This window comes from Desulfuromonas carbonis, from assembly GCF_054658035.1.
The window spans coordinates 1,892,336-1,905,701 of the sequence record NZ_BAAHXR010000003.1 but is presented as its reverse complement, the minus strand read 5'-3'; the positions used below and the strand labels follow the sequence as shown (position 1 = coordinate 1,905,701).

General features: G+C 62.2%; 8 protein-coding genes and 1 riboswitch. Of the genes, 3 read left to right on the top strand and 5 right to left on the bottom strand.

Translation table 11 applies throughout. The annotated features are described in order from the left end of the window. Nucleotides 1-40: 40 nt before the first annotated feature. Nucleotides 41-3,583, top strand: coding sequence for a DUF748 domain-containing protein (locus ACYQ8E_RS15525; protein ID WP_066724658.1), 3,543 nt, complete (start codon nucleotides 41-43; stop codon nucleotides 3,581-3,583). An 83-nt stretch (nucleotides 3,584-3,666) separates the two neighbouring features. Here the strand turns inward: ACYQ8E_RS15525 and ACYQ8E_RS15520 are convergent, their stop codons facing one another. From ACYQ8E_RS15520 to ettA, 5 genes are all read right to left on the bottom strand, one after another. Next, nucleotides 3,667-4,086: a DNA-binding transcriptional response regulator gene (locus ACYQ8E_RS15520; RefSeq protein ID WP_066724656.1), complete on the bottom strand. Its 420-nt coding sequence runs from the start codon at nucleotides 4,084-4,086 to the stop codon at nucleotides 3,667-3,669. A 114-nt stretch (nucleotides 4,087-4,200) separates the two neighbouring features. Beyond that, a riboswitch (cyclic di-GMP riboswitch) is annotated at nucleotides 4,201-4,275 on the bottom strand. A 135-nt stretch (nucleotides 4,276-4,410) separates the two neighbouring features. After that, nucleotides 4,411-4,845 carry a hypothetical protein gene (locus ACYQ8E_RS15515; RefSeq protein WP_459861372.1) on the bottom strand — a complete coding sequence of 145 codons (435 nt, stop codon included), beginning with the start codon at nucleotides 4,843-4,845 and terminating at the stop codon, nucleotides 4,411-4,413. Nucleotides 4,846-5,319: 474 nt separating this feature from the next. Further along, nucleotides 5,320-6,234, bottom strand: coding sequence for a hypothetical protein (locus ACYQ8E_RS15510; protein WP_066724650.1), 915 nt, complete (start codon nucleotides 6,232-6,234; stop codon nucleotides 5,320-5,322). A 94-nt stretch (nucleotides 6,235-6,328) separates the two neighbouring features. Then, entirely contained in the window at nucleotides 6,329-8,713 is a 2,385-nt protein-coding gene (locus ACYQ8E_RS15505; RefSeq protein ID WP_066724647.1) for a putative bifunctional diguanylate cyclase/phosphodiesterase, read from the bottom strand. Between the two features lie 173 nt (nucleotides 8,714-8,886). After that, a complete protein-coding gene (gene ettA, locus ACYQ8E_RS15500) occupies nucleotides 8,887-10,560 on the bottom strand; it encodes an energy-dependent translational throttle protein EttA (RefSeq protein ID WP_066724644.1) in 1,674 nt (557 codons plus the stop codon). Between the two features lie 539 nt (nucleotides 10,561-11,099). Here ettA and ACYQ8E_RS15495 point away from each other — a divergent pair. Together ACYQ8E_RS15495 and ACYQ8E_RS15490 are read left to right on the top strand one after the other, a co-directional pair. After that, nucleotides 11,100-11,426 carry a c-type cytochrome gene (locus ACYQ8E_RS15495; RefSeq protein WP_082820172.1) on the top strand — a complete coding sequence of 109 codons (327 nt, stop codon included), beginning with the start codon at nucleotides 11,100-11,102 and terminating at the stop codon, nucleotides 11,424-11,426. Nucleotides 11,427-11,589: 163 nt separating this feature from the next. Then, entirely contained in the window at nucleotides 11,590-13,299 is a 1,710-nt protein-coding gene (locus ACYQ8E_RS15490; protein WP_066724641.1) for a DUF3373 domain-containing protein, read from the top strand. Nucleotides 13,300-13,366 lie beyond the last annotated feature (67 nt).

The following is a 13,366-nucleotide window of genomic DNA, read 5'->3' as shown; positions in this document are numbered from 1 at the left end:
TATAATCTGTAAAAGTGATTCCGCCCACCGAAAGGCTCCCATGTCCCGCTGGAAGAAAATCGTCGCCAGCCTTGCCATCCTGGTCGTCCTCCTCCTGCTGGCGATCACCCTGTTTTTGCCTGGCCAGCTGCGCAGCCGCGCCAGCGCCTGGGTCGCCGACCAGACCGGGCGCAGTCTGAGCATCGGCGCCATCGGCGTCAACCCCCTGACCCTGACCCTGACCATCCGCGACCTCGATCTCAAGGAACCCGGCAGCGAGCAGAGTTTTTTCTCCTGTCAGCGCCTGCTGGTTTCGCTGAGCAGCCGCTCTCTGCTCGAACGGGCGCTGATCCTCGACGCCGTCGAACTCGACCAGCCCTACCTGCTGCTGCAGCGCACCGGACCGGAGCGCTTTAACTTCTCCGATCTCATCCCCGCCAACGACCCGGCAGCACCGCCCGTCCCCGCCGCTGAGCCGCTGCGCTTTTCCATCAACAACCTGGTGGTCCGCGCCGGCTCTGTCGACCTCGCCGACCTGACCCGGGAAGACGGCGGCCGCCATACCATCCGCCAGTTCGATTTGAGCGTTCCGGTGATCGGCAATGTCCCTTACCTCGCCGACCGTTATGTCGAGCCGGCGCTCAGCCTGCGCTTCGACGACTCGCCGCTGCGCGCCGAAGGACGCAGCAAGCCCTTTAGCGAGTCCGAAGAGACGACCCTGGCGCTCAAGCTGCAGGATCTCGATCTTGCCCACTACGCCCGCTACTCTCCGGTACCGCTCCCGTTGACCGTCGCCACCGGTCGCCTCGCCCTCGACATCGAAGCCTCATATCGGCTCAGCGCGGCCAAGACGCCGCAACTCCTCCTCAACGGCAGCGTCGTCCTCAGCGGCCTCAACCTCGACTTCCCCGATGGGACGCGCTGCTTCACCCTGCCGCTGCTGAGCGCCGACATCGATTTTATCGACCTCGCCGAGCGCCAGCTCGCCCTGCGGGAGCTTTCGATCTACAGCCCCGAGCTCTACCTCGACCGAAACCGGACCGGAGAGTGGAACTTCGAACGCCTGCTGCCGCAACGGACGGGGGAGATGGCTGACGCTGCTGCACCGGCCACCGCCGCCCCCGAACTGCGGGTGGCGATCGAAACGCTGCGGCTGCGCCTCGGCAAGGTACATTTCCGCGACGCACTCCCCCCCGGCGGCTTCAGCGAAGAAATCCGTGAGATCAACCTCCTCGGCCACGACTTCTCCAACCTTGCCGATGACCGGGGCGATTTCAGCTTCGGCCTCGAAACCGAACGGCGGCTACGGCTCGCCATTTCCGGCACCGCCGGTCTCATACCCCTGGCCGCCAGGGCCGAGTTCAAACTGGAGGATCTTCCTCTCGCCCCCTACTACCCCTACCTTGCCGACCGCCTCACCGCCCCGGTTTCCGGCCGCTTCGGGACCGCCGGGGAGGTCGACTACGGTCCGCAACCGAACCAGCTGCAATTGCGCGGGGTGACGGCAACTCTTGCCGGAGTTGACGCCCCCTTCGGTGGCGGCGATCATTTCGCCCTATCAAGCCTCGCCCTGGCCGGGGGGCATTTCGATCTCGCCACACGCACCACCGGCTTTGCCGACCTGGACCTGGAGCAGGCGGAACTGGTCGCCTCGCGCCAGGCCGATGGCCATCTCACTCCTTTCGACCTGCTGCGACCGCAGCCAGCAGCCCCGGCGCCTGTTCCGGCGGCCACCACCGACCCGGAATCGCCCCCCTGGCAGGTGACGCTAGGGCGGGTGGCGCTCGCTGGTTCGCGGGTGCAGTTCCGCGACGCCACCCTGCCGCGGGAAGGGGTGCTGGAGCTCGAAGATTTGCACGCCTCCATCGCCAACCTGACCCTGCCGCAGGCGGGTAAGAGTCCCTACCAGCTCGGTTTCCGCCTCGGCAAGGGAGAGCTCAACCTGGCCGGAGAGCTGGTCCATACGCCCCTCGCCGTCAACGGCACCCTGCAGATCGCGCACCTGCCGCTGCCGGACCTCAGCCCCTGGTTCCCGGCGCTGGTCAAGGTCGACTTCGTCGACGGCCGCCTCGACAGCCATCTTCAGTACCACCTGCGGCAGAAGGAAACGGGCCTCGGCGGAACCATCTCCGGCGCGGCCGGTATCCGCCGCCTTGCCCTGCACGATCCCCTCGCGCATGAACCGCTCCTTGCCTGGGAGAGCCTGCAGCTCGACGGTCTCCGGGTCGATCTCCAGCCGCTGCAGGTCGAGATCGCCGGCGTCGCTCTCAACAACTACCAGGCCCAGGTCCTGGTCACCAAGGACGGCCGCGTCAATCTCGCCAGCGTCGCCAACGCGGCTGCAGCGGAGGCTCCAGCCACGACACTGCCGGCAGCGGCGCCAGAACCCGCCCCATCGCCCCGGGTGCAGATCACCAGAGTGACCCTGCAGGACGGTACCCTCACCTTCACCGACCACCACCTGCCGGAATTTTTCGCCACCACCATGTACCGCCTCGGCGGCCGCATCACCGGCCTGGCCAGCGACGCCAAGGCCCCGGCTGCCGTCGATCTGCGCGGCGAGCTGGAGAATCGTTCGCCACTACAGATCAGCGGTTCCATCGATCCCTTCCGCGACAGTCTCTACCTCGACCTCAAGGTGACCTTTAGCAACATCGACCTGGTGCCGGCCACCCCTTACGCCGGCACCTATCTCGGTTACGTCATCGCCAAGGGGAAGCTCTTTCTCAACCTCGATTACCACATCGAAGACCACCAGGTGACGGCCAGCAACCAGCTTTTCCTCGACCAGTTCAGCTTCGGCGATGCCGTGGCGAGCGACGCGGCGACGTCGCTGCCGGTGCGCCTGGCGGTCGCCCTGCTCAAGGACCGCAACGGGGAAATTCACCTCGACCTTCCGGTCTCCGGCCGCACCGACGACCCCCAGTTCCAGATCTGGAGCACCCTCTTCACCATCGTCAAGAATCTGCTGGTCAAGGCTGCCACCGCCCCCTTCTCGCTCCTCGCGGCGATGCTCGGCGGCGGCGCCGACGGTGACTTCAGCCAGGTCACGTTCCCCTTCGGGAGCGCCGCCCTCACGGCCGCCGCCCAGGAAAAGCTGGCCAAACTTGCCCAGGCGTTGCAGCAGCGACCGGCCCTGAAGCTGGAAATCAGCGGGTTTGTCGATCCCGATCAGGACCCCGAAGGGTACCGGCAACTGCAGTTACAGCAGCGGCTGATTGCGTTCAAGCGGCGTGAACTTGCTGGCGCAGGGAAGGAACCGTCCCCAGCAGGAGCGATCGAAATTGGCCGCGAGGAGTACCCGCGGCTGCTGCGCCAGGTCTATAAACAGGCCAAGTTCCCAAAACCGCGCAACTTTTTGGGATTTGAAAAGGATTTGCCGGTAGCGGAAATGGAAAAACTGTTGCTCGCCAATATTCCGGCCGGTCCGCAGCAGCTCCAGGAACTGGCCAGCGCGCGTGCAGAGGCGGTGCAGACCTACCTGCAACAGCAGGGTAGCGAGATTGGGCCGCGTCTCTTCCTGAAGAACGCGCCCATCGAACAGCCGCCGGCCAAGGCCGGGGAGGCGGCGAGCCGGGTCGAGTTCGGACTTTCGCTCAACTGAATGGGGAGGTGAAGCGCGGGCGGGATGTTTAAAGGGGAAAAGGTTAAAACCGGTTCCGGCCCAGGGCCGAGGCGTGTCGACGTTTAGCTCTCTTGCGCGGCCAACCGCTGGGCACATCCTTCGGCCCAGGCCAGGATCTCCGCCAGATGAAACGGCTTCTTGATATACGCTCCGCCAAACTCAGCTATTTCCCGCTGCAGTTCCACGGTCAGACTGGCACCCATTATCGCCTTGTTGGCGTCAAGGGCCTTGCACCCGCGCAGGCGTTGCAGTTTCAGGAAATCGAGGGCGCTGATATGCGGCAGGTCGAGATCGCTCAGCAAAGCATCAGCGCAGGGGACTTTGCTGGCGCAGCAGGCTTCCTCGTCATCCCGCCGATGAAAGAGGGGACAGGCGGAAGGATCAGCGAAAGTCTGAACCTGATACCCCGCCCCGGTGAGGACGACATTCAACAGTTCCCGCAAGCTTGGTTCCCGTTCAAAAATCAGGATTCGCAACCCCATCGCCAACATCCCTCCCCACAGTACAGGGGCGAAACCATTGCCGCCCAACGGCAAACGCCCGCCTCCAGAAAATCCGAAGACGAGCGTCTCAGTGCCTGCAGCAGCTCAACTCTCTTCGGCAACCCGGCTGTCCCCGTGGGACCCGCAGCTTTGCGTCACCGGCTCGCGCCGGTTTTGCCAGTATCGGAGAATAATGTCGTATACATTACCGAAACCAGATCAGGTTGTCCATCCCATTTCTGCACTCCCATTTCTGCGCCGCGGCAAACGGGAGAGTAACCTGGCCGCACCAACCTATTGTTCTGTCCTCATTTTCAAGCCTCCTCAATCTGGGGGGGCTTGCTGTTTTCCGGCAATGCCGTTCTGGATTTTTTCGTTAAAATCCGGATACAATTTTACACCACAGTCCGGACATAGCCCATGTGAGAACAGGGTGCCGGAATTGTTTGATATGTAAGTTTCAATCTGGTGCCAGTACCCGCTGTCATCACGTATTTTTTTACAATTGGCGCAAATAGGCAGCAACTTTTTTAAGATTTTGACGTTGGCCAAGGCCTCCTGAAGACTCTCAGCTAAAGCTTGCTGTTTTTTCCCCGCATTTATGATCATTAAAAAAAGGGGTCTTATTGCAATCACGCCGCCAACCATCATTGCAGAACCAAAAACACCTATAATTTCAAAAAGATAATCCACTGACCCGAAGTGTACCGCTGGGCCCGACAATAATGTCACCAGAGTAATGAAGCGACGGGCAGCCATGGTGCCTATTCCCAACGAGAGGAGTAACCAGGCTCGGGTATGGCCCGTAAGGGGGATGAGCCGGAAAGAAAAATATACGGCAGTGCACTGCAGGACGAGAGAGATGAAAACAATGGCGGCAAAGGTCAAGGAGTCCTTCCTTCCTGGTTATTTTCGAGGGAAAAACAGAGACCTGTATTTGGTGAGGATGGCACAGGAAACGAGGGGGCGCCCTCCCCGTCCCAACGGCCCCGGAGGCCGGCAAAGGCGAGGTGTGATCGGTCGCGGCTGCTGATGGAGCGGGGGATCCTGCCGGTTGCTGTCTGTTGCCACAGGTAGAAACCGGCGGCGAAGAGATTCCCGAAGCCCTTGGAACGGGTGCCGATGCAGGCAGGGAGCGCAAATCGACCGCTCATGACGCAGACTCCTGGCTGATGCGACCCTGGCCGGCCGGGATTCGATTCCCGACCCGGATAGGCTGGGTTGGGGGAGAAACTATTCGTCGGCGGTCGGAGCGGGCCGCGGTGGCAGCTCCGGAAAAAGATCGAGTTCCTTGGCCCGGACCCACCAGGGGTCGGCGTAGTAGGTGGCGGCCTGACGGTGGGTGACCGGAAAGGCGCCCGGCTGGAGCGGCGGACGGTAGTCGTCGAAGAGGTCAAGATAGACCGGGTCAAGAATGACCACGTCCAGGCTGTTCAGGCGCTCCTCAAGCAGGGCGCGAAGAGCGCCGACCGGAACCAGGCGGGAGCCGTTGCAGACAACTTCGCCGCCGAAACGGTCATAGAGGGCCTTGTCGAGCTTCCAGCGTTTGACCCCGGCACGGGCTTCCGACGTCTGCGGCATCGCCGTCCGCGCCGGGTTGAGCTCGGCGCTCTTGGTGTCCGTCGTTTCCTGGCTGAACCAGGCGATCAGGGAATTGAGTCTTTCGAGCCGCAATTGCAGCCATTTTTCATCTTTCCCCCCCGGTTTGGCCTGCTCGAGCTCGGCGGTAAGCGCCGCGCTTTCACGAGTCAGAATCGTCAGGCGGGTCTGCAGTAGCCAGCGCAGATAATCGAGGTAGGCTGCAATTTCCTCATCCCGGGCCTCGACTTGTTGCTCCTCGGCAAAGGCGCTGACAACCGCCTCGACTATTTTGTTGCGCAGGATAGTCCGGCGTTCTTCCTGCTGCCAGAGCTCGGTCAACTCCTGGCCGAGGTGAACCTTTTGCCGCGTCATCGTTTCCGGCGAAGGGTCGAGATCAGCGACGCTGATCAGCTTCTGGAAGACTTGGGCTACCGGCGCTGCCGCGCTGCTCTCGGAACTGAGCGCCGTCGACGGCAGAATGAGGAGAAAAAGGGCGCTCAGGACTGGCACTACCCTCCGGTAGCTGCTGTACCCGCGCCCGATTCGATTTTTGGTCTGCTGTTTCATGCCCCTCCCCCTCCCCGGCCTGCTTTCCAGCGAATAGCCTGTGGTTTAAATAGCGCCCTTCACCCCTGATGTCAAGCCGCCGGTCGGTCGCGGGTCAGCCTGGGAGCCAGGAAGAGTCTTCACTCGCCAAGAGTTCCGCAATCCTCTCGGCGGCAAGGGGGCGACTGAAGAGGTAGCCCTGCATTTCGTGGCACGCCTCACCGCGCAGGAAGCGGAACTGGTTCTCGGTCTCGACCCCTTCGGCGATCACCGACAGGTTGAGACTCCTGCCCATGGCGATGATCGCCGCGGTGATGGCGGCATCGGTCGGATTGTCGGCGACATCGCGGACAAAAGACTTGTCGATCTTCAGGGTGTTGACGGCAAAGCGCTTGAGGTGGGCGAGGGAGGAGTAGCCAGTGCCGAAGTCGTCGATGGAGAGATGGACGCCGAGTCGGCGCAGCTCGGCGAGAAGCTGGGCCGCGAAGTCGGGATTCTGCATGATAACCGTCTCGGTGACCTCGAGCTCGAGGAAGGCGGGCGGCAGCCGGGTCTCGTCAAGGATCCGGGCGACGACCTGCGGCAGGTTCTTCTGCTGCAGCTGGTAGCCGGAGAGGTTGACGGCGACGCGGACCGGGGGCAACCCCTGCTCCTGCCAGCGGCGGTTCTGCGTGCAGGCGGTGCGAAGCACCCACTCGCCGATCGGTACGATCAGACCGGTCTCCTCGGCGAGGGAGATGAACTCCCCGGGGGGGAGGAGCCCGAGAGTTGGGTGCTCCCAGCGCAGCAGCGCCTCCAGGGCGGTGACGCGGCCACTGTCCATCGCCACCTTCGGCTGGTAGTGGACCCGGAACTCCTCCCGTTCCAGGGCCTTGCGCAGGCCGTTCTCCATGATCAGGCGGCGGTCGGCGTCGGCGTCCATGCTTGGCTCGTAGAACTTGCAGGTGTTGCGCCCGCCGGCCTTGGCACTGTACATGGCGAGGTCGGCTTTTTTCACCAGGCTGGGCGGGTCTTCGGCGTCGCCGGGATAACGGGCAATGCCGATACTGGTCGTCACGTAGAGCTCGTGGCCATCGATATGCAGCGGCTGGGCGAGGGCCTTGAGAATCTTGGCGGCGACCCGCTCGGTATCGTCCGCCTCCTGGAGCTGGCCGAGTATGACGGTGAACTCGTCGCCGCCGAGGCGGGCGACGGTGTCCGACTCGCGCACGTTCACCTGCAACCGCCGGGCGACCTCCTGCAAGAGCTTGTCCCCCACCGCGTGCCCGAGAGTGTCGTTGATAATCTTGAAACGGTCGAGGTCGAGAAAGAGGACCGCCAACGGGTACTTGCCGCGCTTGGCCAGGGCGAGGGCATGGTGCAGGCGGTCGAGGAAGAAGGTACGGTTCGGCAGACCGGTGAGCATGTCGTGATGCGCCATGTGGTAGAGCTGGTTCTGGGCCAGCTTGCGCTCGGAGATATCGCGGCAGATCCCCCACAGGGCTGTCGGCCGGGCGTCCTGGAAACTGCAGGAGACGCTCCCTTCGACATCGACCAGGCGCCCGACCTTGGCGACCAGTTGCCCCTCGATGGCGTTGCCGCGGTCACCGGAGAGGGCTTTTTGAAACTCGACCAGGCACTTGCCGATACAGTCGCGATGCAAGACGTCGCGGACCCGCAGGGTCGCCAGCTCGTCCCTGCTGTAACCGGTGGCCCGCAGCCAGGCCCGGTTGGCAAAGAGAAAACGCCCCTCGGGGGTGAAGCTGAAAATCAGGTCGTTGGCCGACTCGAGAAAATCGACCAGCCTAGATTCGCTCTGCTGCAGCGACGCGTTCTCCTTGCGGATGACCCCCATCAGAAAAGCGGCGACCACCGCCACGGTGGCGTTGAGGAGACTGACCCAGAACCAGATCAGGCCGAGATAGAGGGCGTCGTGGTGCAGACCCGGGTCGACGAAGGGCATGCTGACCGCGGGAATCAGGCTGAAGTAGGTGGCAACGAGCAGGGCACCGAAGAAGAAACCGCCGAGGCTGCCGAGAAACCAGACATCCTCCCGGCGCTCGAGCAAAACCGCGGCCTCGATGGTCACCACCAGGTAGACCGGCCAGAACCAGCTGGCGCCGCCGCCACTGAAATGGATCAGGACCGTCACCAGCAGCAGGTCAAGCAGAATCTGGACCTGTTCAAAGGCGGCAATACGGGCAACCCGTTCCGGGATACTGTGGCAGGCGGCATTATAAGCAAGCACCACCAGGACGGTGCTGCAGAGAAAGACCACCTGGGCATGGGAGAGGAAGAAACCGTAGCGGCTGAGGGAATAGGTGCTGGCGGCAAAGGCGGCGTAGATGCCGAAGAGGATCAGCAGCAGCCAGCGGGCCCTGGCCACCAGCCGGGTGCGGCCGTAGCGATCGGTAAACTTGGGGGTGTTTTCCCGGCCAGTGGTGGACCGGGCCCTCGTCCCGGCTTTCAGGCCATCGAGCCCATCGGCCCAGGAACCGGCCTCGGCCAATTCGTTTTCCATTCCTTACCTCGCAGGACTTGTTCCACACGAACGGTCGCCCCGGGGAAAGGGGTCACCGGCAATATCCCCCCTGCAAAAAGTTCCAACGCCTGAACAGATATGCAAAATCAGAACCGGCAGCCAATTGGCTGCCGGTATACGACCTCATAGAGTTGCAGTATTTCGGTTGGAGGCTAACGGGTCAGCTGGCGATACTTGATACGGTGCGGCCGGTCGGCCTCGGCGCCGAGCCGTTTTTTACGGTCCTCTTCGTATTCGCTGTAATTCCCCGCAAACCAGACCACCTTGCTCTCCCCCTCGAAGGCGAGGATGTGGGTGGCAATGCGGTCGAGAAACCAGCGATCATGGCTGATCACCACGGCGCAGCCACCGAAGTTCTCCAGGCCTTCTTCGAGGGCGCGCATGGTATTGACATCGAGATCGTTGGTCGGTTCGTCAAGGAGAATGACGTTGGCCCCCTCCTTCAGCATTTTCGCCAGGTGTACGCGATTTCGCTCCCCTCCCGAGAGCATGCCGACCTTCTTCTGCTGGTCCGCCCCGGAGAAATTGAAGCGGGCGACGTAGCCGCGCGAGTTGACCAGCTGCTTGCCGAGCTGCAGCTGCTCCTGGCCACCGGTGACTTCCTCCCAGATGGTCTTGTTCGGGTCGAGCTCCCGGCTCTGGTCGACGTAGGCGAGTTTCACCGTCTCGCCGAGGCGGATGGTCCCGGCATCGGGCTGCTCCTGGCCGGTGATCATGCGAAACAGGGTGGTCTTGCCGGCGCCGTTGGGTCCGATGACGCCGACGATGCCGCCGGGGGGGAGGGAAAAATCCATCTGCTCCACCAGCAGCTGGTCGCCATAAGCCTTGCTGACCCCCTTCGCCTCGATCACCAGGTTACCGAGGCGCGGTCCCGGCGGAATGTAGAGTTCCAGCTCGCGGGCGCCCTTGTCGGCCTCCTCGGCAAGGAGTTTTTCGTAGGCGCTGATCCGGGCCTGGCTCTTGGCATGGCGCCCCTTGGGCGACATGCGAATCCATTCCAGTTCGCGCTCCAGGGTCTTCTGCCGGCCGCTCTCGGCCTTCTCCTCGCGCCGCAGCCGTTCCTGCTTCTGCTCCAGCCAGGAGGAATAGTTTCCCTTCCAGGGGATCCCTTCACCACGGTCGAGCTCGAGAATCCAGCCGGCGACATTGTCGAGAAAATAGCGGTCATGGGTGACGGCGATGACGGTCCCCGCATACTGCTGCAGATGCTGTTCGAGCCAGGCGACACTCTCGGCGTCGAGGTGGTTGGTCGGCTCGTCGAGGAGCAGGATGTCCGGCTTTTGCAGCAGCAGCCGGCAGAGAGCGACGCGGCGCCGCTCGCCGCCGGAGAGGACGGCAACCCGGGTATCGCCCGGAGGGCAGCGCAGGGCGTCCATCGCCATCTCCAGGCGCGCGTCGAGATCCCAGGCATCGAGGTGATCGAGCTTCTCCTGGACCTGGGCCTGGCGGTCGCAGAGTTTTTCCATGTCGGCGTCGGGGTCGGCGAAGGCGGCGTTGATCGCCTCGAACTCGGCCAGAAGGTCGACGGTCTCCTGTACCCCTTCCTCCACCACCTGGCGGACGGTTTTGACGACGGCGACCAGGGGTTCCTGTTCGAGGAAGCCGACGCTGTAGCCGGGGGAAAGAACCGCCTGCCCGTTGAACTGCTTGTCGACGCCGGCCATGATGCGCAGCAGGGTACTCTTGCCCGAACCGTTGAGGCCGAGTACCCCGATCTTGGCGCCGTAGAAATAGGAGAGAGAGATGTCCTTGATGACCGGCTTCTTGTCGTAAAACTTGCTGACCCGCATCATCGAGTAGATCACTTTGGTGGTGTCGGTGCTCATAGATCCTTGCCTCCAGGGGGAACGGATTTCTGCCGCGGTCGCTGCCGTCGGGGCGAGAATCTTAACCCGATTCCGCTGCCGCTGCCAAGGAGAAAGGCCAATGCGCTAGAGTACGTGAGCCAGCCTTGGCATCGGCGGTAAGGTGATTGTGGTTAGTGACCCCTAATTATTTTCTTGACATGAATTTTTTATATGCTAAATTCCGAATAATCCTATTTCCCAATGTTTGGTCAGATTTTTGCGCAGTGGGCCGGGGCTCCCACCGCCCGGCAGGGTCCGAGGACTCCTACAGATCAGGTGATTTTTTGCGGCCAACGTGGGACCGGAAAGAAGAAATTGGGCAATTGACGGAGTAATCGGGACAAGCTTCGCCATTAGGCGTTTCTCAGGAAGAGTTGCAGAATTCAATCATTGGGTAAAAATATCCATCCAGGCGGGCCCCGGGCGGACACGAGACACTTCGGCATGGATTGTGAATTTCAAATATTAGGAAATATGGATCTATTGACGCCGGACAACCAGACAACGGAGGTAACACCATGAAAAACCTGCAAAAACTGATCATCGGCATGCTCCTGGTCGCCTTCGCGACCACCAGCGTGTTCGCCGCCGAAGGTGGCAACCCCAAGAAGGGGAAGTACCTCTTCAAGAAAAACTGCAAGAGCTGCCACTCTGAAGGTGCCAGCGGCGGCGATCTGACCCCCCTCGCCAAAACCCAGGCCCAGTGGGACCGCTTTTTCGACAAGGACAAGCACGAGAAGAACCCCGAAGGGTTCAAGGGGCTCTCCGAGAAAGACCTCAAGGACATCCAGCAGTTCCTCTTCGACCACGCCGCCGACTCGCCCCAGCCCCAGACCTGCGGCTGATCTGCCGGCGGCGCCGATCGATCGGAATTTTCCGGGAGCACAAACCCCGCGACCGGCAGGTATCGTACCGTCATTCCGGCCCGCCAGCCCCCCAAAGCGGGGGCGGTGAGGTCGGAACGGAAAGGCCCGCACCCTGCCGGCCGTCTTCTCAAGGAGGCAAGAGATGCGCAAACTGTTCGCCCTGATGCTGGCCATCCTGCTGATGGCCCCTGCCACCGTCCTGGCGGCCGACTCGCTCGAGGATCTGCAGCTCAAGGTCAAGGATCTGACCCAGGAACTCGAGGAACTCTCCAAGCGGATTGACAAGAACGAGAAACACACCGCCCTCGACCGCATCCAGTTCAGCGGCGACTTCCGCACCAAGGCCGACACCCTGCACTACCAGGATGTGACCTTCTATCCCGGGGTTCTGGTTGACTTTGACCAATTCGTCGCCGATGCCATGAGTGGCACATTCGGCGACCCCGCTGACCCGAACTCGCCTATCGCCAAAATGATGGCGGCCAATCCTTCCTTGGCCACGGCTTTCGGCATGGGACTTCTCTCCGGAGTCCAGCCTTACGCCATGGCCCCGGCCCCGAAAACCAGCGACATCAACAATGACATCCTCTACACCACCCGCCTGCGCCTCAACATGAAGGCGAAGGTCTACGATAACGTCAACTTCAGCGGCCGCCTTACCATGTACAAGAACTGGGGCGACTCGACCGGCTCCAAGGTCTTCGACTCCTGGAACTCCTACACCATGGACGGCACCGACAGCGGCAGCACCAGCGGCGACTGGCTGCGGGTCGAGCGCGCCTACTTCGACTGGAGTAACATCGGCGGCAGCAACGCCTACCTCTCCATCGGGCGCCGCCCTTCGACCTACGGACCGCCGACCCAGTACCGCGAGAACGAAATGCGCGGCGGCACCCCGACCGGCCACCTCGTCAACTTCAACTTCGATGGCATCACCGTCGGCTACCATCTCAGCGACCTGACCGGTATCGAAGGCCAGACCATCCGCTTCTGCTACGGCCAGGGTTTCGAGTCCGAGTGGGGGAACGGTGAGCTCTTCAACGACAACTCGGTCAACACCAAGGACACCCACCTCGGCGGCATCAACCTCGATGTCCTCAATGACGGCACCAACTTCCTGCAGTTCACCATGTTCCGGGCGATGGATGTCAATGACGGCTTCAAGGGGGTGATCGCCTTCCCCAACCAGTTTGCCGCCCTCTTCGCGCCGACCCTCTACTCGGATCTGCAGAAGTTCCCCAACTTCAACTTCGTCACCCGCGTTCAGCCGAGCACCGTCATCGGCGACATCAACCTCGCCGCCATCGGTTTCAGCCGCGAGGAGATGAACGGCATCAACTGGTTCGCCTCCCTCGCCGCCACCCAGACCGATTCCAACGGCAAGGCCGGCATGTTCGGCGGCATGAACTCCGATGCCATTTTCCAGGCGGAATTGAATACGACCAACACTGAAATCATCATGACCCCTGCCCGCGGTACCGCCAGCGACAAGGAAGAGGGTTACGGCATCTATGTCGGTCTCCAGGTCCCGGCGCCCCTCGGCAAGATCGGCCTCGAGTACAACTACGGCTCCAAGTTCTGGACCCCCTTCACCCAGGCCCAGGATGACATGATCGGCAGCAAGCTTGCCACCCGCGGCCACGTCGGCGAGGCTTACTACATCTTCGACGTCAACCCCAACATGTTCATCAAGCTCGGCGGTCTCTACTACGACTACCAGTACACCGGCAGCGGCTCCCCGGTTGGCGCGCCGCACAAGATCGGAGATGTGCAGAACGGCACCGCCTTTTCGATGCTGCCGGCGGTCGATACCGCCTGGGACGGCTATGCCAGCCTGACCGTGCGCTTCTAAAGAACCCGGCGCCTTGTCACGGGGAGAGAAGCAGCGCTTCTCTCCCCACTTTTCCGGAACATATATT

Bases quoted from the DNA above. Each gene is read 5' to 3' on its own strand.
- ACYQ8E_RS15525 (WP_066724658.1), top strand. From the start codon at position 41: ATGTCCCGCTGGAAGAAAATCGTCGCCAGCCTTGCCATCCTGGTCGTC.
- ACYQ8E_RS15520 (WP_066724656.1), bottom strand. From the start codon at position 4,086: ATGGGGTTGCGAATCCTGATTTTTGAACGGGAACCAAGCTTGCGGGAA.
- ACYQ8E_RS15515 (WP_459861372.1), bottom strand. From the start codon at position 4,845: ATGGCTGCCCGTCGCTTCATTACTCTGGTGACATTATTGTCGGGCCCA.
- ACYQ8E_RS15510 (WP_066724650.1), bottom strand. From the start codon at position 6,234: ATGAAACAGCAGACCAAAAATCGAATCGGGCGCGGGTACAGCAGCTAC.
- ACYQ8E_RS15505 (WP_066724647.1), bottom strand. From the start codon at position 8,713: ATGGAAAACGAATTGGCCGAGGCCGGTTCCTGGGCCGATGGGCTCGAT.
- ettA (WP_066724644.1), bottom strand. From the start codon at position 10,560: ATGAGCACCGACACCACCAAAGTGATCTACTCGATGATGCGGGTCAGC.
- ACYQ8E_RS15495 (WP_082820172.1), top strand. From the start codon at position 11,100: ATGAAAAACCTGCAAAAACTGATCATCGGCATGCTCCTGGTCGCCTTC.
- ACYQ8E_RS15490 (WP_066724641.1), top strand. From the start codon at position 11,590: ATGCGCAAACTGTTCGCCCTGATGCTGGCCATCCTGCTGATGGCCCCT.